At 67.6% G+C, this 22,269-nt stretch carries 22 protein-coding genes and 1 tRNA gene; 11 read left to right on the forward strand and 12 right to left on the reverse strand.

Annotated features, from left to right (window positions below; translation table 11 throughout):
• The first annotated feature begins 21 nt into the window (after positions 1–21).
• The 3 genes from ACG97_RS07350 to ACG97_RS07360 are packed head-to-tail and all read left to right on the forward strand — an operon-like array spanning position 22 to position 1,717.
• Positions 22–630, forward strand: a complete 609-nt coding sequence (locus tag ACG97_RS07350; protein WP_047966701.1) for a phospholipid-binding protein MlaC — start codon at positions 22–24, stop codon at positions 628–630.
• The gene (locus tag ACG97_RS07355; protein ID WP_047966702.1) at positions 627–923 is read left to right on the forward strand and encodes a lipid asymmetry maintenance protein MlaB; all 297 of its coding nucleotides are present in this window, start codon (positions 627–629) and stop codon (positions 921–923) included. Before ACG97_RS07350 ends, ACG97_RS07355 begins: the two co-directional genes overlap by 4 nt.
• Positions 920–1,717, forward strand: a complete 798-nt coding sequence (locus ACG97_RS07360) for a VacJ family lipoprotein (RefSeq protein WP_047966703.1) — start codon at positions 920–922, stop codon at positions 1,715–1,717. The genes ACG97_RS07355 and ACG97_RS07360 overlap by 4 nt, the downstream gene beginning before the upstream one ends.
• Before the next feature lie 103 nt (positions 1,718–1,820).
• On the opposite strand, the gene ACG97_RS07365 is transcribed toward ACG97_RS07360, so the two are convergent.
• Genes ACG97_RS07365 through ACG97_RS07375 form a run of 3 tightly spaced genes read right to left on the reverse strand, consistent with a single transcriptional unit; the run spans position 1,821 to position 3,950 of the window.
• Entirely contained in the window at positions 1,821–2,279 is a 459-nt protein-coding gene (locus ACG97_RS07365) for a flavodoxin family protein (RefSeq protein ID WP_047966704.1), read from the reverse strand.
• Entirely contained in the window at positions 2,276–3,175 is a 900-nt protein-coding gene (locus tag ACG97_RS07370; RefSeq protein ID WP_047966705.1) for a DUF1853 family protein, read from the reverse strand. The genes ACG97_RS07365 and ACG97_RS07370 overlap by 4 nt, the downstream gene beginning before the upstream one ends.
• Position 3,176: 1 nt before the next feature.
• Positions 3,177–3,950: an RNA methyltransferase gene (locus tag ACG97_RS07375; protein ID WP_047966706.1), complete on the reverse strand. Its 774-nt coding sequence runs from the start codon at positions 3,948–3,950 to the stop codon at positions 3,177–3,179.
• Between the two features lie 149 nt (positions 3,951–4,099).
• Here ACG97_RS07375 and ACG97_RS07380 point away from each other — a divergent pair, with 149 nt between their 5' ends.
• Both ACG97_RS07380 and ACG97_RS07385 read left to right on the forward strand, forming a co-directional pair.
• Positions 4,100–4,888, forward strand: coding sequence for an inositol monophosphatase family protein (locus tag ACG97_RS07380; RefSeq protein WP_047966707.1), 789 nt, complete (start codon positions 4,100–4,102; stop codon positions 4,886–4,888).
• Between the two features lie 140 nt (positions 4,889–5,028).
• Complete coding sequence (locus tag ACG97_RS07385; RefSeq protein WP_047966708.1) at positions 5,029–5,250, forward strand: TIGR02450 family Trp-rich protein; 222 nt, start codon at positions 5,029–5,031, stop codon at positions 5,248–5,250.
• Here the strand turns inward: ACG97_RS07385 and ACG97_RS07390 are convergent.
• The 5 genes from ACG97_RS07390 to ACG97_RS07410 all read right to left on the reverse strand — a co-directional run bounded on the left by ACG97_RS07390 (position 5,247) and on the right by ACG97_RS07410 (position 11,029).
• Positions 5,247–6,245, reverse strand: coding sequence for a proline racemase family protein (locus tag ACG97_RS07390; RefSeq protein WP_047966709.1), 999 nt, complete (start codon positions 6,243–6,245; stop codon positions 5,247–5,249). The genes ACG97_RS07385 and ACG97_RS07390 overlap by 4 nt on opposite strands.
• Positions 6,242–7,174, reverse strand: coding sequence for a bifunctional Delta(1)-pyrroline-2-carboxylate/Delta(1)-piperideine-2-carboxylate reductase (gene lhpI / locus ACG97_RS07395; RefSeq protein WP_047966710.1), 933 nt, complete (start codon positions 7,172–7,174; stop codon positions 6,242–6,244). The genes ACG97_RS07390 and lhpI overlap by 4 nt, the downstream gene beginning before the upstream one ends.
• Before the next feature lie 157 nt (positions 7,175–7,331).
• Positions 7,332–8,480 (reverse strand): branched-chain amino acid ABC transporter substrate-binding protein, encoded by a 1,149-nt coding sequence (locus ACG97_RS07400; protein WP_047966711.1) that lies wholly within the window; start codon positions 8,478–8,480, stop codon positions 7,332–7,334.
• Between the two features lie 252 nt (positions 8,481–8,732).
• Positions 8,733–10,028 (reverse strand): FAD-binding oxidoreductase, encoded by a 1,296-nt coding sequence (locus tag ACG97_RS07405; protein ID WP_238377287.1) that lies wholly within the window; start codon positions 10,026–10,028, stop codon positions 8,733–8,735.
• Positions 10,028–11,029, reverse strand: a complete 1,002-nt coding sequence (locus tag ACG97_RS07410) for a 4-hydroxyproline epimerase (RefSeq protein WP_047966712.1) — start codon at positions 11,027–11,029, stop codon at positions 10,028–10,030. The genes ACG97_RS07405 and ACG97_RS07410 overlap by 1 nt, the downstream gene beginning before the upstream one ends.
• A gap of 311 nt (positions 11,030–11,340) precedes the next feature.
• On the opposite strand from ACG97_RS07410, the gene ACG97_RS07415 reads away from it, so the two are divergent.
• The 5 genes from ACG97_RS07415 (at position 11,341) to arsA (ending at position 16,794) form a co-directional block, all read left to right on the forward strand.
• Positions 11,341–12,243 (forward strand): dihydrodipicolinate synthase family protein, encoded by a 903-nt coding sequence (locus ACG97_RS07415; RefSeq protein WP_047966713.1) that lies wholly within the window; start codon positions 11,341–11,343, stop codon positions 12,241–12,243.
• A gap of 126 nt (positions 12,244–12,369) precedes the next feature.
• On the forward strand, positions 12,370–13,797 hold the full coding sequence (locus tag ACG97_RS07420) for an aldehyde dehydrogenase family protein (protein WP_047966714.1): 1,428 nt from the start codon (positions 12,370–12,372) through the stop codon (positions 13,795–13,797).
• 135 nt (positions 13,798–13,932) lie between these two features.
• Positions 13,933–14,646 (forward strand): GntR family transcriptional regulator, encoded by a 714-nt coding sequence (locus tag ACG97_RS07425; RefSeq protein ID WP_047966784.1) that lies wholly within the window; start codon positions 13,933–13,935, stop codon positions 14,644–14,646.
• Positions 14,647–14,788: 142 nt separating this feature from the next.
• Positions 14,789–14,865: transfer RNA gene (locus ACG97_RS07430), tRNA-Pro, on the forward strand.
• 171 nt (positions 14,866–15,036) lie between these two features.
• Entirely contained in the window at positions 15,037–16,794 is a 1,758-nt protein-coding gene (gene arsA / locus ACG97_RS07435) for an arsenical pump-driving ATPase (RefSeq protein ID WP_047966715.1), read from the forward strand.
• Between the two features lie 184 nt (positions 16,795–16,978).
• Here the strand turns inward: arsA and ACG97_RS17205 are convergent, their stop codons facing one another.
• From ACG97_RS17205 to ACG97_RS07450, 4 genes are all read right to left on the reverse strand, one after another.
• A complete protein-coding gene (locus ACG97_RS17205) occupies positions 16,979–17,113 on the reverse strand; it encodes a DUF3149 domain-containing protein (RefSeq protein ID WP_082133684.1) in 135 nt (44 codons plus the stop codon).
• A gap of 138 nt (positions 17,114–17,251) precedes the next feature.
• Positions 17,252–18,262, reverse strand: a complete 1,011-nt coding sequence (locus tag ACG97_RS07440) for a cytochrome d ubiquinol oxidase subunit II (RefSeq protein WP_047966716.1) — start codon at positions 18,260–18,262, stop codon at positions 17,252–17,254.
• Positions 18,259–19,596 (reverse strand): cytochrome ubiquinol oxidase subunit I, encoded by a 1,338-nt coding sequence (locus ACG97_RS07445; protein WP_047966717.1) that lies wholly within the window; start codon positions 19,594–19,596, stop codon positions 18,259–18,261. The genes ACG97_RS07440 and ACG97_RS07445 overlap by 4 nt, the downstream gene beginning before the upstream one ends.
• Positions 19,597–19,598: 2 nt before the next feature.
• Positions 19,599–20,180, reverse strand: a complete 582-nt coding sequence (locus ACG97_RS07450; RefSeq protein ID WP_047966785.1) for a GbsR/MarR family transcriptional regulator — start codon at positions 20,178–20,180, stop codon at positions 19,599–19,601.
• Between the two features lie 172 nt (positions 20,181–20,352).
• Here ACG97_RS07450 and ACG97_RS07455 point away from each other — a divergent pair, with 172 nt between their 5' ends.
• Positions 20,353–22,212: a diguanylate cyclase gene (locus tag ACG97_RS07455; RefSeq protein ID WP_047966718.1), complete on the forward strand. Its 1,860-nt coding sequence runs from the start codon at positions 20,353–20,355 to the stop codon at positions 22,210–22,212.
• Positions 22,213–22,269 lie beyond the last annotated feature (57 nt).

The raw sequence follows: 22,269 nt of genomic DNA on the forward strand, positions 1-22,269 counted from the left end.
CCCGAGATACGGAAAACCATCATGAAAAAGCTGTTTGCCTGTTTTGCCCTGCTGTTCGGTCTGAGCAGCGTGGCCCACGCCGCCGACACCCCGGTGGATCTGGTACGTGACACCTCGCGCCAGGCGCTGGAAATGCTGAGCAAGGACAATGGCAAGAACAGCGCCAAGGTTCGCGAGCAGCTGATCAGCATGGTGACGCCGAAGTTCGACTTCCAGCGCATGACCGCACTGGCGGTCGGCAAGGACTGGCGCGCCGCCACCCCGGCACAGAAGCAGCAACTGGCCAAGGAATTCGAGACCCTGCTGGTCGGCACCTACTCCGCCACCATGACCCGCTTCAAGAACGCGCAGATCGAGATCAAGCCGAACGTGCTGCTCAACAACGAAGGCCGCGAGGCGGTGGTGAAGTCGGAAGTGACCCTGCCGGGCTCGGCCGAGAAGAAGCCGATCAACGTCGACTACACCCTGTACAAGACGCCACAGGGCTGGAAGGTGTTCAACGTCACCGTTGAAGGCGGCAGCCTGGTCACCATCTACCGCAACCAGTTCGGCGAACAGGTGCGCAAGAGCGGCATCGACGGCCTGATCAAGTCGCTGCAGGACAAGAACAGCGGCGCCAAGGCGGCATGAAACTGACCGAAACCCAGACCGGCGTGGTGCGCCTTGACGGCGCGCTGACCATGGACAGCGTCGCCGACACCCAGCTGCAGCTGGACAAGATGCTGGTCAACGGTGCCATGACGCTGGATTTCGGCGGCGTCAGCCACTGCGACTCCGCGGCGCTGGCGCTGCTCTTGGCGTTGCGCCGGCGCAAGGATGCGCGCAACATCAAGCTGAGCCACATCCCGGCCAGCCTGTATGGCCTCGCCCGGCTCTACGAACTGACCCCGCTGCTGGAACTGCCCCCGGAAACCCGATCATGAAACGTCTGCTTGTTGTCGGCGGCTGCCTGTTGCTGACCGCCTGTGCCAGTACCCCCAGCCATCCGCAGGACCCGCTGGAGCCGCTGAACCGCGCCGTTTACCGCTTCAACGACGCCGCGGACAAGGCGGTACTGAAACCGGTGGCGCAGGCCTACCAGCAGGTGACACCGCAACCGCTGCGCACCGGGGTCGGCAACTTCTTCGACAACCTGCGCGACGTGTACAGCGCCGCCAACAACACCCTGCAGGGCAAGGCGGAACTGGCGCTCACCGACGTGCTGCGCGTGTCGTTCAACAGTACCTTCGGCCTGTTCGGCCTGATCGACATCGCCACGCCGATGGGGCTGAAAAGCAGCAAGGCGACGCTGGGCGACACCTTCGCCCACTACGGCTGGCAGGACAGCAGCTACCTGGTGCTGCCACTGCTGGGGCCGTCCACCGTGCGTGACGGCAGCGGCATGCTGATCAGCAACTCGCTGGAGCCGGCCACCAGCGTGTTCCACACCCACACCCAGGCCTCCGTGGCGCGGGTGCTGAACGCGGTCAACACCCGCGAAAAGCTGCTGGGGCTGGAAGAAATGGTCGACGGCGCCGCGCTGGACAACTACAGCTACGTGCGTGACGGTTTTCTGCAGATGCGCGCCCACCAGCTGGGCCTGCCGCAGGGCAAGCGGCAGCAGGAAGAAGAGCTGAACATCGACGACCTGGTCGACGAGCCGGACGCCAGCGCCCCGGCGGTGAATGACACGAACGACGCCAGCGCCCCGGAGGCAAAGGACGCCAGCGCGCCCTGAGCCGGCTCCGGCCACGAACAAAGCCACCTCTGCGGTGGCTTTTTCTTTGCCGCCGACCTGACGTGGTGCGGTTGGCAGCCACGGCCAGGGTTGGCCGCAACTCTCAGAACATGCCGATCGACAGCCCCGCCGCCAGCGTGGCGCCCAGCTCCTCCGCCGCCGCCAGATCCGCCGCCGTCGCCTCGCCGCGCACGATCAGCGGCGGCAGCACCTGCTGCAGCGGATAGCCGCGCGCGATGCGCTCCACCGCCTGCACCGCGCCGCGACCGTCATTGCCGGCCGACACCAGCAGCGCGTAGGGCAGCCCGTCCACCCGCCCCTGCGCCGGATAGTAGGTGCGGTCGAAAAAATCCTTCAGCGCGCCGGCCATATAGCCGAAGTTTTCCGGCGTCGCCAGCAGCAAGGCGTCGGCCTGCAACAGGTCGTCAATGTCCGCCTGCAGCGCCGGCAGCTGTCGCAGGCTGACCTCCTCCGCCAGCGTGGCGATGCCGCGCGCGGCGGCATCGGCCAGCTGCAGGGTGTGGCCGCTCTGGCTGGCGTACACCAGCAGCAGCGTCTTCATGCCGCCCCCAGTCGCGCCAGCAAGGGCGCCAGCAGCACCGGCTGCGGCCACGCCGACGGCGTGACAAAGCCGCGCGCCACTTCCTGCCAGCGGCCGTCGCCGCGCACTTGCAGCTCCGCCACCAGCTGCGGCGAAACAAACTGCCGGCTGGCCAGTTGCAGCTCGGCCAGCGACAGCGTGTCCTCACGATCGAGCAAGGCCGGCGCCAGCCAGCGCAGGCGCGGCAGCTGGCACCAGCGGCTGTCCGCCGCCTGCTGCGGCCAGTCGTCGTCACACGTGATCCACCAGCCGCGATTGGCCGCTGCATTCAGTGGTGCGGCCAACCTTGTCGCCGCTGCCTGCGGCGGCGAGAACAGCCAGCCGCTGGTGCGCGCCGCCACCTCGCAGCCGGCAAAACCGTGCGGCAGACAGGCCGCCGGATGGCGCGACAATTGCAGCTGTTGCCGCGTCTTGCCGGCCTTCAGCAGCAGCGCGTCGCGCAGGCTGGCACCGACCCAGGCGCCGCCTTCCAGCTGCAGGTAGAACTTGCTGGCCGCCTCCAGATGCAGCGGCACACCGTCGACGCGCAGCAGGAAGTCGAACTCCCCGACCGTCTTGCCGCCGTCGCGCACCGGCAGGTTGGCCGCCACCAGCTCGATGTGCGGCGCGATGCCGAACCAGAATGCCAGCAGCCGCTCGGCGTAAAAACCCAGTCGCCGCACCGGGTGTGCGGCGAGATAGGCCAGCAAGGGCTGCGGCGCCACATCCAGTGCCAGCAGCTGCGGCCAACCTTGCGCGCCCAGCAGTCGCGCCGGGTCGATGTCGGCGCTGTCCTGCCACGGCGACGCGGACGTCAGCAACCAGGCCAGGTCGCGCACCGCCGGCGTGTGCAGCGCCGCAAGCGTGGTCGCCGTCATCTCAGTCGCCGCTTTTCTTGCGCGGCGGCAGCGTGCCGTCGGCAAAGCGCTGCGCCTGCTTGAAGAAGCCGCGCAGGATGTCGATCTCCTCGCGCTGCAGTGCGGCGCGGTGGAACAGCGTGCGCATGCGGCGCAGCAGGCGCTCGCTGTTGCGGTGCTCCAGATAGCCGACGTCATCCATCGCCGCTTCCAGGTGGCCGCAGAAGCTGTCGACCTCGCCCAGCGTCGCGGTGCGGTCTTCCGGCTTCAGGTAGTCGACGCTGACGCCGCTGTGGCTGAACAGCTCGTAGGTCATCACCTGCACCGCCATTGCCAGATTCAGCGAGAAGTAGTCCGGATTGCCCGGCACCGTCACCAGCCGGTTGCACTGCTCCACCTCGTCGATGGACAGGCCGAAGGTCTCGTTGCCGAACACCAGCGCCACCTGCTCGCCGTCACGCGCCCGCGCCATCAGCTCCGGCGCGGTCTCGCGCGGCGTCGACAGCGGGGTGGACAGTTCACGGCGGCGACTGGTCAGCGCGCAGGCGACGCTGACATCGGCCAGCGCCTCGGCCAGGGTGGACACCACGATGGCGTTTTCCACCACGTCCACCGCGCCGGAGGCCAGCACATTGGCCTCCTCGTGCGGGAACGCCTTCGGCTCGACCAGATACAGCCGGGTCAGGCCCATGGTTTTCATCGCCCGCGCCGCCGAGCCGATATTGCCCGGATGGCTGGGACGCGCCAGCACGACGCGAATGTTCTTCAAAAAATCAGGTACTTGGGGTTTATTCATTGGCTACTTTTGCGTAGAATCGCGGTTTATTCAAAAACTCCGCACCACGCGGGGTTTTTTTGTTCCTTAACATCGACCAGTAATATGGCAGCCGCGCCGTGGCGACCTCGCCCGCGCGCCTGCCCAGATGATTCATTCAGAGGCTATCAATGCATCCAATTCTCACCATCGCCATCAAAGCAGCACGCCGTGCGGGCAACATCATCCAGCGAGCATCGCTGAACATGGAATCCGTTCGTGTCGAAAACAAGAAGCACAACGACTTTGTTTCCGACGTAGACCGTGCCGCCGAACAGGCGATCATTGATGTGATCATGGAAGCCTATCCGAAGCACGCGATTCTAGCAGAAGAGTCCGGCGCCAAAGGCATCGGCGAGTCCGAATACGAATGGATCATCGACCCACTGGACGGTACCACCAACTTCCTGCACGGCCATCCTCAGTACTGCATTTCCATCGCGATGGCGCATCGCGGCCAGATCCAGCAAGCCGTGGTCTACGACCCGAACCGCAACGAACTGTACTCCGCCTCGCGCGGCGTCGGCTCGTTCATGAACGACCGCCGCATCCGCGTCTCCAAGCGCATCAACATGAACGAATGCCTGATCTCCACCGGCTTCCCGGTCGTGGACCAGAGCATGCTCGACACCCATCTGGCCATCCTGAAGGACGTGCTGGGCAAGACCGCCGGCGCCCGCCGCGAAGGCTCCGCCGCACTGGACCTGTGCAACGTGGCCATCGGCCGCGTTGACGGTTTCTTCGAATTCAACCTGAAGCCGTGGGACATCGCCGCCGGCAGCCTGATCGTGCAAGAGGCAGGCGGCATCGTCACCGACATGCACGGCGAGCAGACCTGGCTGGAAAGCGGCGACATCGTGGCTGCGCCGCCAAAGGTGCTGGGCCAGCTGCTGCCTATCATCGGCAAGCACGTCAAGTAATCCCCGTTGCGGCCAACGTTGGCCGCAACAGACAAACACCCCCGCGCCTCACGGCCGGGGGTGTTTTGTTTGTGGCGCGGGAACCGCTGCCGCGGCCGCGGCTCACAGCCCTAGCCCGTTCACCAGCCAGGCCCAGCACCATGACCGCCCTCAGCCCGAAAAAACTGCTGCACAGCAAGTGGAGCGCGCTCGCGCCACGCGATCGCGAAAAGCATTTCCTGGTCGTCGCCGTCGAGCATGATCCGCTGGACGCGCAGCGCGTCACCACCATCACGCTGGAAGCGGTGCTCAGCCGCCGCCACTACACCCTGCCGTGGCGGGCACTGGCCGACCCCACCCAGTGGCAGCGCGGCTGGCGCTAGCGCAGCAGAAAGCCGCGCCCGATCTCGTCGTCCTCCTCCAGCGTCCAGCTGGCTTTGCCGCTGTAGTGGGCGCGGCCGGACACGCGCACGCCGACCGCATCGTGGCCGGGCAGCTTGGCCGCACCGTTCACGCTGGCGGTGAAACGCGCGCCGGTGAGGCTCTCGAACTGGCAGGCCTCCCCTACCGCCACCAGGCCACGCGCGTGGCGTAGCGCCATGCGGGTGGTGACGCCGGAGCCGGTGGGGCTGCGATCCACTTCGGCGTCGGCGAACACGCACACATTGCGGCTGGGGCCGTCGCCGGCGCGCTCCACGCCGTCGGTAAGGATGCTGCCGTACAGAAAGCCCAGGTCCTCGGCCTCCGGGTGGCGCACGCGGATGCTGCGGCGAACCGCCTCACTCAGTGCGCTGGCGGCATCCACCACGTCGCGCAGGCGGCCGTCCAGCGACACGCCCAGGTTGGCCGCAGACGTCACCGCGTAGAAGGCGCCGCCGTAGCCGATATCGACGTTGATCTTGCCGACGCCCGGCACATGCACCGGGTGGTCGAGTGCGAAGGCGAAGGCCGGCACGCTGTCGAAGCTGATGCTGCCGTCTTCCGCCAGCCAGGCGGTCACCAGACCGCACGGGCATTCGATGCCGACCCGGGTCAGCGGCGCGCTGCGCGGCACCAGGCCGTGCTCCACCGCGTAGCGCGCCAGCGCGATCACCGCGTGGCCGCACATGGTGCTGTAGCCCTCGTTGTGGATGAACAGCACCGCGAGGTCGGCGCCGGGCAGGCTGGGGCGCACCAGCACCGCGCCATACATGTCGTAGTGGCCGCGCGGCTCGAACATCAGCAATTTGCGCACGCCGTCCAGCCGCTCGCGCATGTCGCGGCGCTTGGCCAGGATGTCGGCGCCATGGATGTCGCCCTGCAGACCGGGGATGATGCGCACCGGCTCGCCGCCGGTGTGCATTTCGATGGTGTCGAAAGTTCGGCTCTGCCAGTTCATGCGCGGTGCTCCTGTTGGCTGGCGGCCAGCGCGCAACGAGCGGCGGCCAAGTCCCAGGCGGCGCTGCCCACGCTCTTGAACAGCTTGGGCGCGGCCGGGTCGAAGCGGCCGGCCAGCGCGTCGGCCAGGCTGTGTACTTGCGCCCAGTCGACGCCGGCCTGGATCAGATCGCCGGCTTCGTGGCGGGCGCCGGGCACGTCGTCGCAGAACAACTGGCTGCCGGCGATGCTGGTCGGCCCCAGCTCGGCCATGTCCGGGCGGAAGGCGCCGGTGCCGATCAGCAAGCGGCCGGCGCGCGCCGGCTCGTTGTACAGCGGGCTGCGGCTGGTGGTAAGCAGGATCACCACCTCGGCGCCGTCGTCGATGCGGCCAACCTTGGGCGTCAGTTGCAGCGGCAAGTGCGCCAGTTGCTGGCACACCGTGGCGGCGCTGTCCGCGCTGCGGCTGTGGATGTCGACGCGCAGGCCGGGCCAGGTTTCGGCCAGCGCCGCGGCATGGGCGCGCGCCTGTTTGCCGGTGCCCACCAGCGCCACGTGGCGTGGCGGCTGCGGCAGCAGGGTCTGGATCGCCAGCAGCGATACCGCGGCGGTGCGGCGCGCGGTGACGGTGGGGCCGTCCAGCAGCAGCTGCGGCACACCGCTTGCCGCGTCGTAGACGCTGACCACGCCGTGGATAGTGGCGAGACCCTGGCCGCCGTTACGCGGGCAGACGTTGACCAGCTTGTGGATGGCGATGTCGGCGGCGCTGGCCGGCATCGACAGCAGGGTGCCGCCCTCGGGCAGCGGCAGTGCCTGCCGCTCCGGGCTGTGGATGTGGCCGGCGGCCAGCTCGGCGGCGGCCAGGGCGACCTCGCGGCACAATTCGGCCATCGGCAGGCGCGTCTGGGTAGTGGCGGCGTCGAGCACCGGCAAGGGGGAAACAATGGACATCGGGCAATCTCCGCTAAAAAAAGTGGCCGGCTTGCGCCGGCCCCAAATGCAACTGCAACTGCCTGCGCCGGCACGGCCGGCCGCCAGCGGCACCACCACAACGGCGCGCCGCCGCACCGGCGCATGATGCGCGACCGGCGGCGACGCGCCACCGTGCTTACTGCACCACGGTCTTCACCTTCCAGTCGTTGCCTTCCACCGCCGAGATGGTCACCGGCGCGTTCTTCAGGTTGCCCATGCCGTCAAAGCTGAAATCGGCGGTGACGCCCTTGTAGCCGGTCCTGGCGATCAGCGGCAGGAACTTGCCTGGCTCGGTGGAGTTGGCGCGCTTCATCGCGTCGGCCACGATCATCACACCGTCGTAGAACTGCGGCCCGAGCAGTACCACTTCCTGCTTGAAGCGTGCCTTGTAGCGGCTTTCAAAGTCGCGGCCGGCCGGACGCGAGCCCAGTTCGCCACCCGGTACCGCCGAGAAATGGCCGGCCGAGTCGGCGCCGGCCAGCTTGATGAAGGTCGGCGTGCTGAGCATGTCGCCGCCCATCAGCTTGGCGTTGATGCCGAGGCGTTTCATCTGACGCGCCATCGGTGCCGCCTGCGCGTCGGCGCCGCCGTAGAACACCACGTCCGGGTTCTGCGCCTTCAGCGCGGTGAGGATGGCGGTGAAGTCGGTGGCCTTGTCGCTGGTGTATTCACGCTTCACCGGCTTCTTGCCCATGGTCTGCAGCGACTTGATGAATTCGTCGGCGATGCCCTGGCCGTAGGCGGAGCGGTCGTCGATCACCGCGATGCGCTGCGCTTTCAGCTGCATCACCGCGTAGCGGCCGAGCGAGCCGCCGACCTGGCTGTCGCTGCCGACCAGGCGGAAGGCGGTCTTGTAGCCGGCGGTGGTGTAGGCCGGGTTGGTGGACACCGACAGCTGCGGGATGCCGGCATCGGAATAGATGCGCGACGCCGGGATCGACACCCCGGAGTTGAAGTGGCCGATCACCGCCTTGACGCCGGCATCGACCAGCCGCTGTGCCACCTGGGTGCCGACGCGCGGGTCAGCCTGGTCGTCCTCGGACACCAGCTCGAACTTCACCTTCTGGCCGGCTATGGTGATCGGCTTGGCGTTGAGGTCGTCGATCGCCATGCGGGTGGCGTTCTCGTTGTCCTTGCCGTAGTGCGCCTGCGGGCCGGACAGCGGCGAGGAAAAGCCGATCTTGACCACGGTGTCGGCCTGCGCCGCGCTGATGGCGAACGGGGCCATCATGCCGCCCAGTGCCAGGACCAGATGCAGTGCGCGTGGTGCGATGGAATGCTTCATGCTGTTTCTCCTTTGTGTTCACGACTGAAGGTTGGCCGCAAAGGCGGCTGTTTGTTGCCCAAGGTCTGTCTTGCGGTCTTGTTGCCGCGCCTGGCGTCGCTAACCACATCCCTGATCCTGCGTTGCGCCCCCTTGCCGTACGACTTGTACTGTCTGCGTCGGCGCGCCTTGTCTCAGGTGCCGTTGTTAGCGACTCCTCATCCACTACAAACCAGCCGCCGTGCCGGGGCACGGCGGCGAAAACGGTGCGGCTCAAAAACGGTCTGGGCGATAGGCACTGGCGTCCAGGCTGCAGGCCTGACCGCAGATCTGCTCTGCCAGCAGCGCGCCGGTGGTGGCCGCCAGCGTCAGGCCGAGGTGGCCGTGGCCGGTGGCGAAATACAGGCCGCCGCAGTCCGGCGCCGGACCGATCACCGGGAGGGTGTCCGGCAGCGACGGGCGGTTGCCCATCCACACGCTCATGCCCTCGGTGCTGAAGTCGCCGACGATGCGGCGGGCGCGCTCGATCAGGATGTGCGCGCGCTGCCAGTTCGGCGGCGCATCGCGGTGCGCCAGCTCCACGGTGCCGGCCAGGCGCAGGCCGCCGTTCGCCATCGGCAGGATCACGAAGCTCTCGCTGGCGCACTGGATGAAGTGGTGCAGCGCCACGCCGGCATGCGGCAGGGTGACGTGGTAGCCGCGTTCGCTCTCCAGCGGCAGGCGGCAGCGCTGCTGGCGGGCAAAACGGTCGCTCCACACGCCGCAGGCGATCACCACCGTGTCGGCCTGCAGCCGGCCGTTACTGGCGGTGTCCACGCCGACGATGCGGCCAACGTTGGCCGCGGTGGCCAGCACCTCGTCCTGGATGAAACGCCCTCCCTCACGGATGAAGGCATCGAACAGGCCGCGGCTGAACAGGTACGGGTCGTCGACGTGCGACCACTGCGGCACCTGCACCGCCACCTGCCACTCGTCGGCGATCTGCGGCGCGATGGCGGCCAGGTCGGTGCGCGCCAGCTTGCGCCACTCGACACCGTGCTGGCGCTTGCTGTGCCAGGCGCCGGCGGCGGCGCGGAATTCCGCCTCGCTGCGGTACAGGGTGAGGTTGCCGTGGCGGCGCCACATGGACGCCAGCCCGGCGCGCTCGATCAGCGGCGCGTAGTCGGCATTGACCCGCGACAGCAGCGCATTCAGCTGGCGGGTCAGCTCGGCCACCCTGCTAGGGCGGCTGGCGGCCAGAAAGCGCAGCAGCCACGGCGTGAGGCTGGGTAGGTAGCGCCAGCGCAGCGCCAGCGGCCCCAGCGGGTCGAACATCCAGCCCGGCACCTTGCGCAGCACGCCCGGCTCGGCCAGCGGGATGATGTCGCTGACCGCGAAGGCGCCGGCATTGCCGTAGCTGGTTTCCATCGCCGGTTCGCCACGGTCGAGCAGCGTCACCTCGCAACCGGCGAGGCGCAGCTGCAGCGCGGTGGCGATGCCGACGATACCGGCACCGACCACGATCACGTGGCGGCCGCCGGCCGCAATCGCCGGCTGCAACAGGGTGTTATCTCGCGGTGCGCTCATCATCAGGCCACCACGAAGCCGTGCACGTACGGGTCGGCATCGTCCAGCAGGATGCGGTTGTAGCCGGTGGTGATCGCCCAGCCTTCAATGCCGGGGATGATGGCGGCGATGCCGGCCACTTCGCATTCCGCCTCGATGCTGCCGGTGAACTGGCTGCCGATGAGGCTCTCGTGCACCAGCACGTCGCCGGCCTTCATCAGGCCGCGGCCGTAGCGCTGCGCAAGCCGTGCCGAGGTGCCGGTGCCGCACGGCGAGCGGTCCAGTGCCGCCGCGCCGTACAGCACCGCGTTGGCCGCATGCGAACCGGGCGTCTTCGGCGCGCCAGTCCACTGCACGTGGCGCACGCCGCGGATGTTGGCATCCAGCGGATGCACGATGTCGTAGTGCGCGTTGAGGTAGTCGCGCAGCTCGTTGCCCATCGCCACCAGCTGCGCCGGCGTGTAGTCGGCCATGTCGCGGTAGTTGTCCTGCGCTTCGACGATGGGATAGAAGTTGCCGCCGTAGGCAATGTCCACCTTCAGCTTGCCCAGCGCGGCGATCTCCACTTCCACATCTTTCAGCAGCAGGAAGGACGGCACATTGGTGAGCTTCACCGATTTCACCTTGCGGCCAACTTGCGTGTATTCGGCCACCACCTTGCCGGCCGGGGTGTCCAGGTTCAGCACGCCCGGGGTTTTCGGGGTAACGATGCCGTGCTCGATGGCCATGGTGACCACGCCGATGGTGCCGTGGCCGCACATCGGCAGGCAGCCGCTGGTCTCGATATACAGCACCGCCACGTCGCAGTCGTCGCGGGTCGGCGGGTACAGAAAGGCGCCGGACATCTGCGCATGGCCGCGCGGCTCGTCCATCAGGCCGGTGCGCATCCAGTCGTAGCGTGCCAGGAAATCCAGCCGCCGCTCGGCCTGGGTGTTGCCGTTCAGCGCCGGCGCACCCTTGGTCACCAGCCGCACCGGGTTACCGCAGGTGTGGCCGTCTATGCATTCAAATTCTGTCACTGCCATCACGTTTGCTCCTTGCTTGCGTTGAACCCACTGTAGGATTTTGACGTTTTGAATGCAATAACTGAATGCATTGTGCCGAAATGATACAGTCACCGCCCACCACCCGCACCACGACAAAATCGGCAAACAACCAATAAAATCAACACTTACAGCCGTTGTCGCAAAAAAACACAGCCGCAGCGCAGCATTTTTACATCGCAGCGAAATGCAAACATTGCATACAAAAAAGCTTGAGGATTGGATACAAAAAGTCCTAGCATGGGAACCGAACGCAGCACCCGGCTGCAGCACACCCGCAAGGAGCACACTTCATGGCACATCTCTGGACTGGCGTTTTCCCCGCTGTCACCACCAAATTCCACGCCGACGAATCGCTGGATCTCGCCGGCACCGTGAACCACATCAAGTGGCAGCTGGAATGCGGCGCCGACGGCATCATCGTCTGCGGCTCGCTGGGCGAAGCCTCCACCCTCACCGCCGATGAAAAGATCACCATCCTGAAGGCGGCCAAGGAAGTCGCCGGCGACAAGCCGGTGCTGCTGACCGTGGCCGAAGACAGCACCCGCGCCGCCGCCGCGCTGGCCCAGGCGGCCCACGCCGCCGGCGCCGACGGCATCATGCTGCTGCCGGCGATGCGCTACGTGTCCGACGCGCGCGAAACCCTCAACCACTACCAGCGCGTGGCCGATGCCAGCCCGCTGCCGATCATGATCTACAACAACCCGATCGCTTACGGCGTCAACATCACCCCGGAGATGTACGTCGAGATGGCGGCGGAGCCGAAGTACGTGGCGATCAAGGAATCCAGCGGCGACATCCGCACCCTGACCAACGTGATCAACGCGGTGGGCAGCCGCTTCGCCATCTTCAGCGGCGTGGACGATCTGGCACTGGAAAGCATCGTGATGGGCGCCGACGGCTGGGTGGCCGGCCTGGTGGTGGCGTTCCCGAAAGAAACCGTGGCCATCTACAAGCTGGCCAAGGCTGGCCGCGTGGAAGAAGCGCGCGCCATCTACCGCTGGTTCGCGCCGCTGCTGCATCTGGACGTCTCGATGAAGCTGGTACAGAACCTGAAGCTGTGTGAAGCCATGGTGGGCGTGGGCACCGAGCACGTACGTGCGCCGCGTCTGCCACTGGTCGGCGCCGAGCGCGAACGCGTAGCGGCGGTGATCGAGGCTGGCCTCGCCAGCCGTCCGGCGCTGCCGACGCTGTAAGCCGTTGCGGCCAACCCTGGCCGCAGCCGCCGGCCATGCCCGTCATGGCCGGCGGCCTTCCTGTCCATAGGCCCGCCCCTGCGGCGGATGCGCGCTGCCGCCTGCCGGCAGCCACCGGGAGTTTCCATGCATTGCAACCTGATCAACGGCGAGTGGCGCGGCGGACAGCCGGCCATCGTCAACCGTAATCCGTCCGACCTCGACGACGTGGTCGGCGACTACGCCAGCGCCAGTGCCGCCGACATGCGCGACGCCGTCGCCGCCGCGCGCGCCGCCTTTCCGGCGTGGTCGCGCAGCACGCCACAACAGCGCGCCGACATTCTCGATGCCGCCGGCAACGAGATCCTGGCGCGCAAGATCGAGCTGGGCACGCTGCTGGCGCGCGAGGAAGGCAAGACGCTGCCGGAAGCCATCGGCGAGGTGGCGCGCGCCGGCCAGATCTTCAAGTTTTTTGCCGGCGAGGCGCTGCGCCAACAGGGCGAGCTGCTGGATTCGGTGCGCCCCGGCGTCGAGGTGCTGATCAGCCGCGAGCCGGTGGGTGTGGTCGGGCTGATCACGCCGTGGAACTTCCCGATCGCGATTCCGGCATGGAAATCGGCGCCGGCGCTGGCCTTCGGCAACTGCGTGGTAATGAAACCGGCGGAGCTGGTGCCGGGCTCGGCGTGGGCACTGGCCGACATCCTGCAACGCGCCGGCCTGCCGGCCGGGGTGTTCAACCTGGTGATGGGTAGCGGCCGCGTGCTGGGGCCGGCGCTGCTGGATGCCGGCATCGACGCGCTGAGCTTTACCGGCTCGCAGGCGACCGGCGAAAGGTTGGCCGCAGACTGCGCCGCGCGCGGTATCAAGGTGCAGCTGGAGATGGGTGGCAAGAACCCGCTGCTCATCGCCGACGACGCGCAACTGGAACAGGCGGTGGAATGCGCGATCAACGGCGCGTTCTATTCCACCGGCCAGCGCTGCACCGCCAGCAGCCGCATCATCGTCTGCCATGGCATCCACGACGCCTTCGTCGCGCGGCTGGCCGAGCGCACCGCGGCGCTGCGCGTCGGCCACGCGCTGGACAGTGCCAGCCAGATCGGCCCGGTGGCCAGCGAAGCGCAGCTGGCCGGCAACCTGTCCTACGTGGACAAGGGCCTGGCCGACGGCGCCAGCCTGCTGTGCGGCGGCGAACGGCTGACGCTGGCCACCCGCGGCTACTACCAGTCACCGGCGCTGTTTGCCGGCTGCACGCCGCAGATGGCGATCAGCCGCGAGGAGATCTTCGGCCCGGTGGCGGCGGTGCTGCGCGCCGACGACTACGAGCACGCGCTGGCGCTGGCCAACGACACGCCGTTCGGCCTCGCCGCCGGCATCTGCACCCAGTCGCTGGCGCTGGCCACCCACTTCCGCCGCCATGCCGAGGCCGGCATGGTGATGGTCAACCTGCCCACCGCCGGGGTGGACTACCACGTGCCGTTCGGCGGCCGCAAAGGCTCCAGCCACGGCCCGCGCGAACAGGGCCGCTACGCCGCGGAGTTCTACACCACGGTGAAGACCAGCTATCTCGGGCTGTAATGCTTGCTCTGCGTGCAGGCGCCCCTGACTGCACCTTGCGCCCTGCGGGGCGCTTTTTTGTCGCCGCCAGCAATGACAAGCGCGTGGCCGGCCGGCCAGCTATGGTAAGGTAGCGCCTGCATGAAAGAGGTCACCATGAGTCAGGAAAGCAAGGACAGCGCACCGCTGTCACTCACCACCGTCGCCACCGACGCCATCCGCCAGCGCATTCTGGCCGGCGAATGGGCGGACGGCAGCCAGCTGCGCCAGGAAGCGCTGTCGCGCGAGCTGGGCATGAGTCGGGTTCCGGTGCGCGAGGCACTGCGCCAGCTGGAAGCGGAAGGGCTGGTCAATATCGAGGACAACAAGGGCGCGGTGGTGTCACAGCTGTCGCTGCCGGAAATCGTCGAGCTGCTGCGCGTGCGCGTGCTGCTGGAGTGCGACGTGCTGCTGGAGGCGATTCCGCGCCAGACCAGCGCCGACATCGCCGAGGCCGAGGCGCTGCTCGCCCGCTTCGAGACCGCGCTGCGCGACAAGGACATCAGTGCCTGGGGCATTCTCAACGCGCAGTTCCACCTCGCGCTGTACCGCGCCGCCAGCCGGCCACAGACGCTGGCCATCATCGAGCAGCTGCACAACCGTACCGACCGCTACACGCGGATGCAGATCCTGCTCACCGGCTTCAACGACCGCGCCCACCGCGAACACACGCAGCTGCTGGAGCTGTGCAAGCAGAAGGACGCCATCAGCGCGGCGGCCTTTTTGCGCCAGCACGTGATGAACGCGGAGGAAGCGCTGGAGGCGTGGTATCGCGCGCAGGAAAGCCAGCAGAAAACCCCGCGCGGACGCAAGAAAAAAGCCGCGCCCTGAGCCTGCCCACGCGGTGACGGCTAAGGCCTTGTTTTGCCGGAAAAATCGCTGCCGGTAGCGCCGGCACTGGCGCACAGCCTGAAGCCACACCGCGGCAGGGGGCTTTTCTTTGGCCGGCAAGCTGGCTAAAATACGCAGCATTCGGGGTGTAGCTTAGCCTGGTAGAGCGCTACGTTCGGGACGTAGAGGCCGGAGGTTCGAATCCTCTCACCCCGACCAGGATCAGAAAGCCGGAAGTGCTGCCCAGCGCTTCCGGCTTTTGCCGTTTGTGGCGCACCGTTGACGGCGATCACCCCCGCCGCACCGCGAATCTGCCATGCTGTAGTGCCCCCTCCCCCACGCTGCCTGCCCGCCGCTGGCGTCGCCGGCCGCACTGCCGAAAGGTTGCCCATGCACTTTCTCGACCAGGCCCCACCCTTCCTGTTTTTCACCGGCAAAGGCGGTGTCGGCAAGACCTCGCTGGCCTGCGCCTGCGCCATCCACCTCGCGGCACAAGGCAAGCGCGTGCTGCTGGTCAGCACCGATCCGGCCTCCAATGTCGGCCAGGTGTTCGGCACCGAGATCGGCAACCGCATCACCGCCATCGACAGCGTCGCCGGGCTGTCGGCACTGGAGATCGACCCGCAGGCGGCGGCGCAGCAGTACCGCGACCGCATCATCACCCCGCTGCGCGGTGTGCTGCCGGACGCCGAGGTCAACAGCCTGACCGAACAGCTGTCCGGCGCCTGCACCACCGAGATCGCCGCCTTTGACGAATTCACCGCCCTGCTCACCGATGCCGCGCTGCAGCGGCAATACCAGCACATCGTGTTCGACACCGCGCCCACAGGCCACACCATCCGCCTGCTGCAGCTGCCCGGCGCCTGGAGCGGCTTCCTGCAGGCCGGCAAGGGCGACGCCTCCTGCCTCGGGCCGCTGGCCGGCCTCGACAAGCAGCGCAGCCAGTACCAGGCGGCGGTGGCGGCGCTGGCCGACGGCAGCAGGACGCGGCTGATCCTGGTGGCACGGCCGCAGCCGGCGACGCTGCGCGAGGTGGCACGCACACAGGGCGAGCTGGCCGCCCTCGGCCTGCAGCAGCAGTACCTGGTGCTCAATGGCGTACTGCCGCAGCAGGCAGTCGGCGACGACCCGCTGGCGCGCGCGCTCTGGCAACGCGAACAGGCGGCCTTGGCGGCGATGCCGGCGCCACTGCAGACGCTGCCGCGCGACCTGCTGCCCTTGCTGCCGTTCAATCTGGTGGGGGTGTCAGCGCTGCAGGCGCTACTGCAACCGGGCGCCAGCGTGCCGGCCGGCGCGACGACGGCAGCCCCCACCCCGCCGCCGGCGCCGGATCTGGCCAGCCTGGTCGACGAGCTGGCGCGGGACGGCCACGGTCTGATCATGCTGATGGGCAAGGGCGGTGTCGGCAAGACCACGCTGGCCGCCGCGGTGGCGGTGGAGCTGGCCAGCCGCGGCCACGCCGTGCACCTGACCACCTCTGATCCGGCCGCCCACCTCGCCGAAACCGTGGCCGGCGCACTGCCCACGCTGCAGCTCAGCCGCATCGACCCGCAAGCGGAAACCGCGCGCTACCGCGAACTGGTGCTGGCCAGCAAGGGCAAGCATCTGGACGCCGCCGGCCGTGCGATGCTGGAAGAAGACCTGCGCTCGCCGTGCACCGAGGAAATCGCCGTGTTCCAGGCCTTTTCCCGCATCATCCGCAGCGCCGGCAGGCAGTTCGTGGTGATGGACACCGCGCCCACCGGCCACACCCTGCTGCTGCTGGACGCCACCGGCGCCTATCACCGCGAGGTGGCGCGACAGATGGGCAGCAAGGGCCTGCACTTCACCACTCCGATGATGCAGTTGCAGAACCCGGTGCAGACCAAGGTGCTGCTGGTGACGCTGGCGGAAACCACGCCGGTACTGGAGGCGGCCAACCTGCAGGCGGACCTGCGCCGCGCCGGCATCGAGCCTTGGGCCTGGCTGATCAACAACAGCCTGGCGCTGGCGCGGCCGCAGTCGCCGCTGTTGCAGCAGCGTGCCGGCAACGAGCTGGCGCAGATCGAGCTGGTGGCACGACAGCACGCGCGGCGCTGGGCGATCGTGCCGCTGCAGGCGGAAGAGCCGGTCGGCGTGGCGCGGCTGCAGCGGCTGGCCCGCCACTAGGCGCCGCAAGCAAAACCGCTGACCGGTCTTGCGCCGCCGTGGCGTGCTGCTGCAACGATCGGCGGCGGCGCACCCGGGCTTAACTGGTTTGCGGGGTGTTGCCAGCCACGCCACAAGCAGCGGCACAGCCATGAAAAAGGGTACGACCGTGGTCGTACCCTTTTTGCGGAAATCGGCGTCGCGCTTACTTGCGGTCGCTGTTTTTCACCTTCTTGATGAACATCACGATGATGGTGGTGACGATCACGGAAGTGACGCCGATGGTGATGACACTCAGCAAGCCGACATCGTCAGAGAGCAGTTGTTTCCACAGTTCCATTTCAAGCTCCTCCCGGTGTTTCCGGTATCTAATCAGGATAAATTCGATCTTACCCCTACCCTTGACAGGGACTTTGACACAGGTCAATCCGCCGCGAGGCACCCGCGGGAAAGCAACAGCCCGCTGCCGCGCTTACCCTCAGGAATAGCTCAGTTCGCGCGCCTTGCCCCAGAACACGCGGTAGGCGAACACGGTGTAGCCGATGATGGTGGGCAGCACCACCGCGGCGCCGGCCAGAATCACCCACAGCGCCTCCGCGTCGCTGGCCGCCTGCCAGATGGTCAGCCGGCCGATGACGATCTCCGGAAACACGCTGTAGGCCAGCCCCCAGAACGACAGCAGCACGATGCCGACGGTGGCGGCAAACGGCAGCCAGCAGAAGCTGTCGTTGCCCGCCGCCTGCCTTGCGGCCAACCTTGGCAGGCTGACGGCCAGCAGCACGAACAGCGCCAGCGTGACCAGCGGCAGCGGCAACAGCAGCAGCACATCCGGCAGCGTGAACCACTTGGCGGCGATGCGGCTGCTTGCCAGCGGCGTGGCGATCGATACCGCGGCGACCGCGACGCCGGTGCCCAGCAACGCGCGCTGCGCCCAGCGCGTGGCGCGCTGCTGCAGTTCGCCCTCGGTCTTCATAATCAGCCAGCCGGCACCGAGCAGCACGTAGGCGGCGGTCAGCCCGGCGCCGGCCAGTAGCGCGAAGCCCCAGGCGGCGGCACCGGGCGCGAAGCCGGTGAGGTAACGCCCCAGCATCACGCCCTGGCTGGCTGCCGCCAGCAGGGAGCCGGCGGCGAAGGCGGCATTCCACGCCGGCTGGTGGTGCGCCTGCGCCTTGACGCGGAAGTCGAACGCCACGCCGCGCAGGATCAACCCCAGCAGCATCAGCGCCACCGGCAGGTACAGCTCGCCGAGGATGATGCCGTGCGCCATCGGAAACGCCACCAGCAGCAGGCCGACGCCCAACACCAGCCAGGTTTCGTTGGCGTCCCAGAACGGGCCGATGCTGGCGATCATGGTGTCGCGCTGGCTGTCGCTGCCCAGCGGCAGCAGCACGCCGACGCCCAGGTCGTAGCCGTCGAGGATCACGTAGGCCAGCAAGGAGATGGCCATCAGGCCGGCGAAGATCACCGGCAACCACAGTTCCGCATTCATGCCGAGACTCCTTCAAGGTTGGCCGCAGCCGGCTGGCCGGCCTTTTTCGCCAGATAGAACACCACCGACACGTAGCTGGCCAGCAGCACCGCGTACAGCGCCAGATACATCAGCAAGGTGGACAGGATCATGCCGCCGCCCACCGCCGAGGCGGCATCGGCGGTGCGCAGGATGCCGGTCACCAGCCACGGCTGGCGGCCGATTTCGGTCACGTACCAGCCGGCCAGCGTCGCCAGCCAGCCGGAAAAGGTCATCGCCACCAGCGCACGTGCCAGCCATGGCGCCGGCTCGCCGCGGCGGCGCAGCTGCCACGCCGCCAGCCAGCTGGCCAGCAGCATCGCCACGCCCACCGCCACCATCACGCGGAAGCTCCAGAACACCTTGGCCACCGGCGGATGCGCGCCGGCAAACTCGTTGAGGCCGCGAATCTCGCCGTCCGGCTGGTGGGTGATGATCAGGCTGGCCAGCTTGGGAATGCCCAGCGCGTAGCGGTTGGACTGTGTCGCCTCGTCCGGCAGTGCGAACAGTAGCAGCGGCGCGCCGCGCTCGGTGTGCCACACGCCCTCGATCGCCGCCAGCTTGGCTGGCTGGTGATGGAAGGTGTTCAGCCCGTGCGCGTCGCCGACCAGGATCTGCAGCGGGATCAGCACGGCGGCGAGGGTGACGCCGGTCTTCAGCGCGTGGCGCACACCGGCGCCACGGTCGCCGCGCAGCCAGCGGTAGGCCGACACCCCGGCCACCAGGAAGGCCACGGTCAGGCCGGAGGCCAGCAGCATGTGCGTCAGCCGGTACGGCATCGACGGGTTGAAGATCACCGCCAGCCAGCTCTCTACGTGCACCTTGCCGTCCACCACGCTGACACCGGCCGGGGTCTGCATCCACGAGTTCAGCGCGATGATCCAGAACGCCGACACCGTGGTGCCGAACGCCACCAGGAAGGTGGCCAGCGTGTGCACGCGGTTGCTCACCCGCGAGCGGCCGAACAGCATGATGCCGAGGAAGGTCGCCTCCAGGAAAAATGCGGTCAGCACCTCGTAAGCCAGCAGCGGCCCGGCGACGTTGCCGACCTTCTGCATATAGCCCAGCCAGTTGGTGCCGAACTGGAAGCTCATGGTGATGCCGGACACCACCCCCAGCGCGAAGGTGAGCGCGAAGATCTTCACCCAGAAGCCGTAGGCATCCAGCCACGCTTGGTCGCCGCTGCGGTCGAAGCGGGTCTTGAAGTACAGCAGTACCCAGCCCATGGCGATGCTGATGGTGGGAAACAGGATGTGGAAACTGATGTTGGCCGCAAACTGGATGCGCGCCAGCGTCAGCGGATCGAAGCTGTCCATGTTCAGGCCTCCGCGTCGGCGTTACGGTTGCTGTCGCGGCCGGTGAGGCGGCCGATGCTCTGCGTGAACTGCAGCACCTTCTGCACCTGGCTGCCCAGCTTCATCAGCTTCTGCAGCGTGTCCACGTCCATGTCGCGGATGTCGGCGAACCACTTGGTCACCAGCTCGATCAGCTGGTACATCTCGTTCATGCGCGCCTGCGCGTGGCGCTCGGCGTCGCCGGACGGCGTTTCCATGATCGCGCCGCGCAGCATGGTCAGCGTCGGCTCCACCTCGCGCTTCTGCCGCTCCTCGGCCAGGGTCTTGAAGATCGCCCACACGTCGTCCGGGGTGGAGAAGTATTCGCGGCGGTCGCCGGGCAGGTGCTGCAGCTTGACCAGCCGCCACGCCTGCAGCTCCTTCAGCGCCATGCTGGTATTGGAGCGCGAACAGCCGATGGCCTCGACGATGTCGTCGGCGTTGAGCGGTTTGTCGGAGACGTACAGCAAGGCGTAGATCTGGCCCACGGTGCGATTGATGCCCCAGTGGCTGCCCATTTCGCCGAAATGCAGTACGAAGGATTGAATCAGGGGTGGCAGGTTCATGTTGTTTTCCAATTTTCAGTAATTTCTGAAAGTTTGATATGGATCATAGACGCTGGAAATAATACTTGTCAAACCACACACCAGCCCCTTGCCGTGGCGGCCACCATTCATTGCTTCCGCAAGCCGGAACTAAGTTGCATACTGAAACGGATACGCACCGAGCGCGCCAGCCATGCCCGATCCCCAACGCATCCGCGATGCCCTGTTGCTGCACAGCGCCAGCTGCATCGGCAAAAAGTACCTGCAACAACTGGTCAGCCAGCTCGCCTGCCTGACCGGGGCCGAGCGCGTGCTGCTGTCGCAGCGCAGCAGCGGCCCGCACCGCCAGCTGCAGGTACTGTTTGCCAACGATGCCGCCGGTGGCGCACCGCGCCAGCTGCCCTGCAACTGCCTGTTCGACACCCGGCAACCGCTGCTGCTCGGTCGCGGCCTGCGGCAGTGCCTGCCCGAGGCCGGCCAGCAGGCATGGCAGAGCTGTCTTGCCTGGCCGCTGCTGGACGGCGATGCGCATTGCCTGGGCCACCTGGCGCTGCTGGATGCGCGCCCCGATTTCTTCGCGCCGGAACTGCCGGCGCTGCTGCAGCCCTTCATCGAACGCGCCGGCGCCGAGCTGGAACAGCTGCAGCAACGCGAGAAGCAGGCCAGGCGCCAGCACTGGCAGCTGCTGCACAGCGACATCCTGCGCCAGAACGCACAGGGCACGCCGCTGGACGCCCTGCTGCGCACCGTGGTGCAGCAGATCGAGCTGGCGCTGCCGGAATGGCGCTGCTCCATCCTGCTGCTGGATTCGCGCGGCCGCCTGCAGCCGGTGGCCGGGCCGTCGCTGCCCAGCGCCTACCAGCAACGCCTGGTCGGCCTCGCCCCCGGCCCGATGGTCGGCAGCTGCGGCGCCGCGGTGTGGCACGCGAAACGGGTGGTGGCGGAAAACCTGCAACTGCACCCGAACTGGGCGCCGTACCGCGAGCTGGCGGCGCGCTTCGAACTGGGCAGCTGCTGGTCGGAGCCGCTGATCGACAGCAAGGGCACCGTGCACGGCACCTTCGCCGTCTACCACCGCACGCCGTCGGCGCCGACGCCGCAGGCGATCACCATCCTCGAGGACACCGCGCGCCTGCTGGCGCTGCTGCTGGAAAACCAGACCATCCACCGCCAGCTGGACAGCCGCAGCCAGTGGTACCGCGCCATCCTGCAGAACGCCGCCGACGGCCTGTCCATCATCGACATGAATGGCCGCTTCCTGGAGGCCAGCGACAGCCTGTGCCAGATGCTGGGCTACAGCCTGGACGAGCTGCTGCACATGCACCTGTGGCAGGTGGTGCCCGGCAGCACGCCGCAGAGCATCCGCCAGCGGCTGGCCGCCACCGGCGAGGACGGCGAGACCTTCGAAAGCGTCAACCGCACCAAGGACGGCGCGCTGCTCGAGGTCGAGGTCAGCGCCCGCCGCCTGATGCTGGACGGCCAGCCGGTGATCTGGGGCTCGGCGCGCGACATCAGCCAGCGCAAGGCGCTGCAGCGCATCCTCGAGCAGCAGGCCACCATCGACGCGCTGACCGGGCTGTTCAACCGCCCGACGCTGCTGACGCGGCTGGAGACGCAGCTGCAGCTGGCGCAGGTGCAGCACGCGCCGCTGTCGGTACTGATGCTGGACCTCGACCACTTCAAGCAGATCAACGACCGCTACGGCCACCACGCCGGCGATCTGGTGCTGGCCGCACTGGGCGACGCGCTGGAAGAAGTGCTGCGCGAAAGCGATGTCGCCGGCCGCATCGGCGGCGAGGAATTCTGTCTGCTGCTGCCGGGGCTGGGGCTGCACGAGGCGCTGGACCTGGCCGAGCGCATCATCGACGACATCAGCGAGCTGCGCATCCAGAGCGGGCATCACATCCTCGCCATCACCAGCTCCATCGGCGTCGCCTGCCTGCAGGCCGACGACGACAGCCGCACCCTGCTCGCCCGTGCCGACAGCGCGCTGTACGCGGCCAAGGCCGCCGGTCGCCACCGCGCCGTCGCGCTCAGCGCCGACCCGCCGTGACGGCACCGGTCACATCCCGTAAAATAGCTTGCCGCGCCCCGCCTGTCGGGGCGTTGC

The organism is Vogesella sp. EB (assembly GCF_001037925.1).
Classification (GTDB): Bacteria; Pseudomonadota; Gammaproteobacteria; order Burkholderiales; family Chromobacteriaceae; genus Vogesella; species Vogesella indigofera.

Bases quoted from the DNA above. Each gene is read 5' to 3' on its own strand.
- ACG97_RS07365 (WP_047966704.1), bottom strand. From the start codon at position 2,279: ATGAAGACGCTGCTGCTGGTGTACGCCAGCCAGAGCGGCCACACCCTG.
- ACG97_RS07450 (WP_047966785.1), bottom strand. From the start codon at position 20,180: ATGAACCTGCCACCCCTGATTCAATCCTTCGTACTGCATTTCGGCGAA.
- arsA (WP_047966715.1), top strand. From the start codon at position 15,037: ATGCACTTTCTCGACCAGGCCCCACCCTTCCTGTTTTTCACCGGCAAA.
- ACG97_RS07370 (WP_047966705.1), bottom strand. From the start codon at position 3,175: ATGACGGCGACCACGCTTGCGGCGCTGCACACGCCGGCGGTGCGCGAC.
- lhpI (WP_047966710.1), bottom strand. From the start codon at position 7,174: ATGTCCATTGTTTCCCCCTTGCCGGTGCTCGACGCCGCCACTACCCAG.
- ACG97_RS07385 (WP_047966708.1), top strand. From the start codon at position 5,029: ATGACCGCCCTCAGCCCGAAAAAACTGCTGCACAGCAAGTGGAGCGCG.
- ACG97_RS07375 (WP_047966706.1), bottom strand. From the start codon at position 3,950: ATGAATAAACCCCAAGTACCTGATTTTTTGAAGAACATTCGCGTCGTG.
- ACG97_RS07445 (WP_047966717.1), bottom strand. From the start codon at position 19,596: ATGGACAGCTTCGATCCGCTGACGCTGGCGCGCATCCAGTTTGCGGCC.
- ACG97_RS07405 (WP_238377287.1), bottom strand. From the start codon at position 10,028: ATGATGAGCGCACCGCGAGATAACACCCTGTTGCAGCCGGCGATTGCG.
- ACG97_RS07380 (WP_047966707.1), top strand. From the start codon at position 4,100: ATGCATCCAATTCTCACCATCGCCATCAAAGCAGCACGCCGTGCGGGC.
- ACG97_RS17205 (WP_082133684.1), bottom strand. From the start codon at position 17,113: ATGGAACTGTGGAAACAACTGCTCTCTGACGATGTCGGCTTGCTGAGT.
- ACG97_RS07415 (WP_047966713.1), top strand. From the start codon at position 11,341: ATGGCACATCTCTGGACTGGCGTTTTCCCCGCTGTCACCACCAAATTC.
- ACG97_RS07360 (WP_047966703.1), top strand. From the start codon at position 920: ATGAAACGTCTGCTTGTTGTCGGCGGCTGCCTGTTGCTGACCGCCTGT.
- ACG97_RS07410 (WP_047966712.1), bottom strand. From the start codon at position 11,029: ATGGCAGTGACAGAATTTGAATGCATAGACGGCCACACCTGCGGTAAC.
- ACG97_RS07420 (WP_047966714.1), top strand. From the start codon at position 12,370: ATGCATTGCAACCTGATCAACGGCGAGTGGCGCGGCGGACAGCCGGCC.
- ACG97_RS07390 (WP_047966709.1), bottom strand. From the start codon at position 6,245: ATGAACTGGCAGAGCCGAACTTTCGACACCATCGAAATGCACACCGGC.
- ACG97_RS07355 (WP_047966702.1), top strand. From the start codon at position 627: ATGAAACTGACCGAAACCCAGACCGGCGTGGTGCGCCTTGACGGCGCG.
- ACG97_RS07400 (WP_047966711.1), bottom strand. From the start codon at position 8,480: ATGAAGCATTCCATCGCACCACGCGCACTGCATCTGGTCCTGGCACTG.
- ACG97_RS07455 (WP_047966718.1), top strand. From the start codon at position 20,353: ATGCCCGATCCCCAACGCATCCGCGATGCCCTGTTGCTGCACAGCGCC.
- ACG97_RS07350 (WP_047966701.1), top strand. From the start codon at position 22: ATGAAAAAGCTGTTTGCCTGTTTTGCCCTGCTGTTCGGTCTGAGCAGC.
- ACG97_RS07440 (WP_047966716.1), bottom strand. From the start codon at position 18,262: ATGAATGCGGAACTGTGGTTGCCGGTGATCTTCGCCGGCCTGATGGCC.
- ACG97_RS07425 (WP_047966784.1), top strand. From the start codon at position 13,933: ATGAGTCAGGAAAGCAAGGACAGCGCACCGCTGTCACTCACCACCGTC.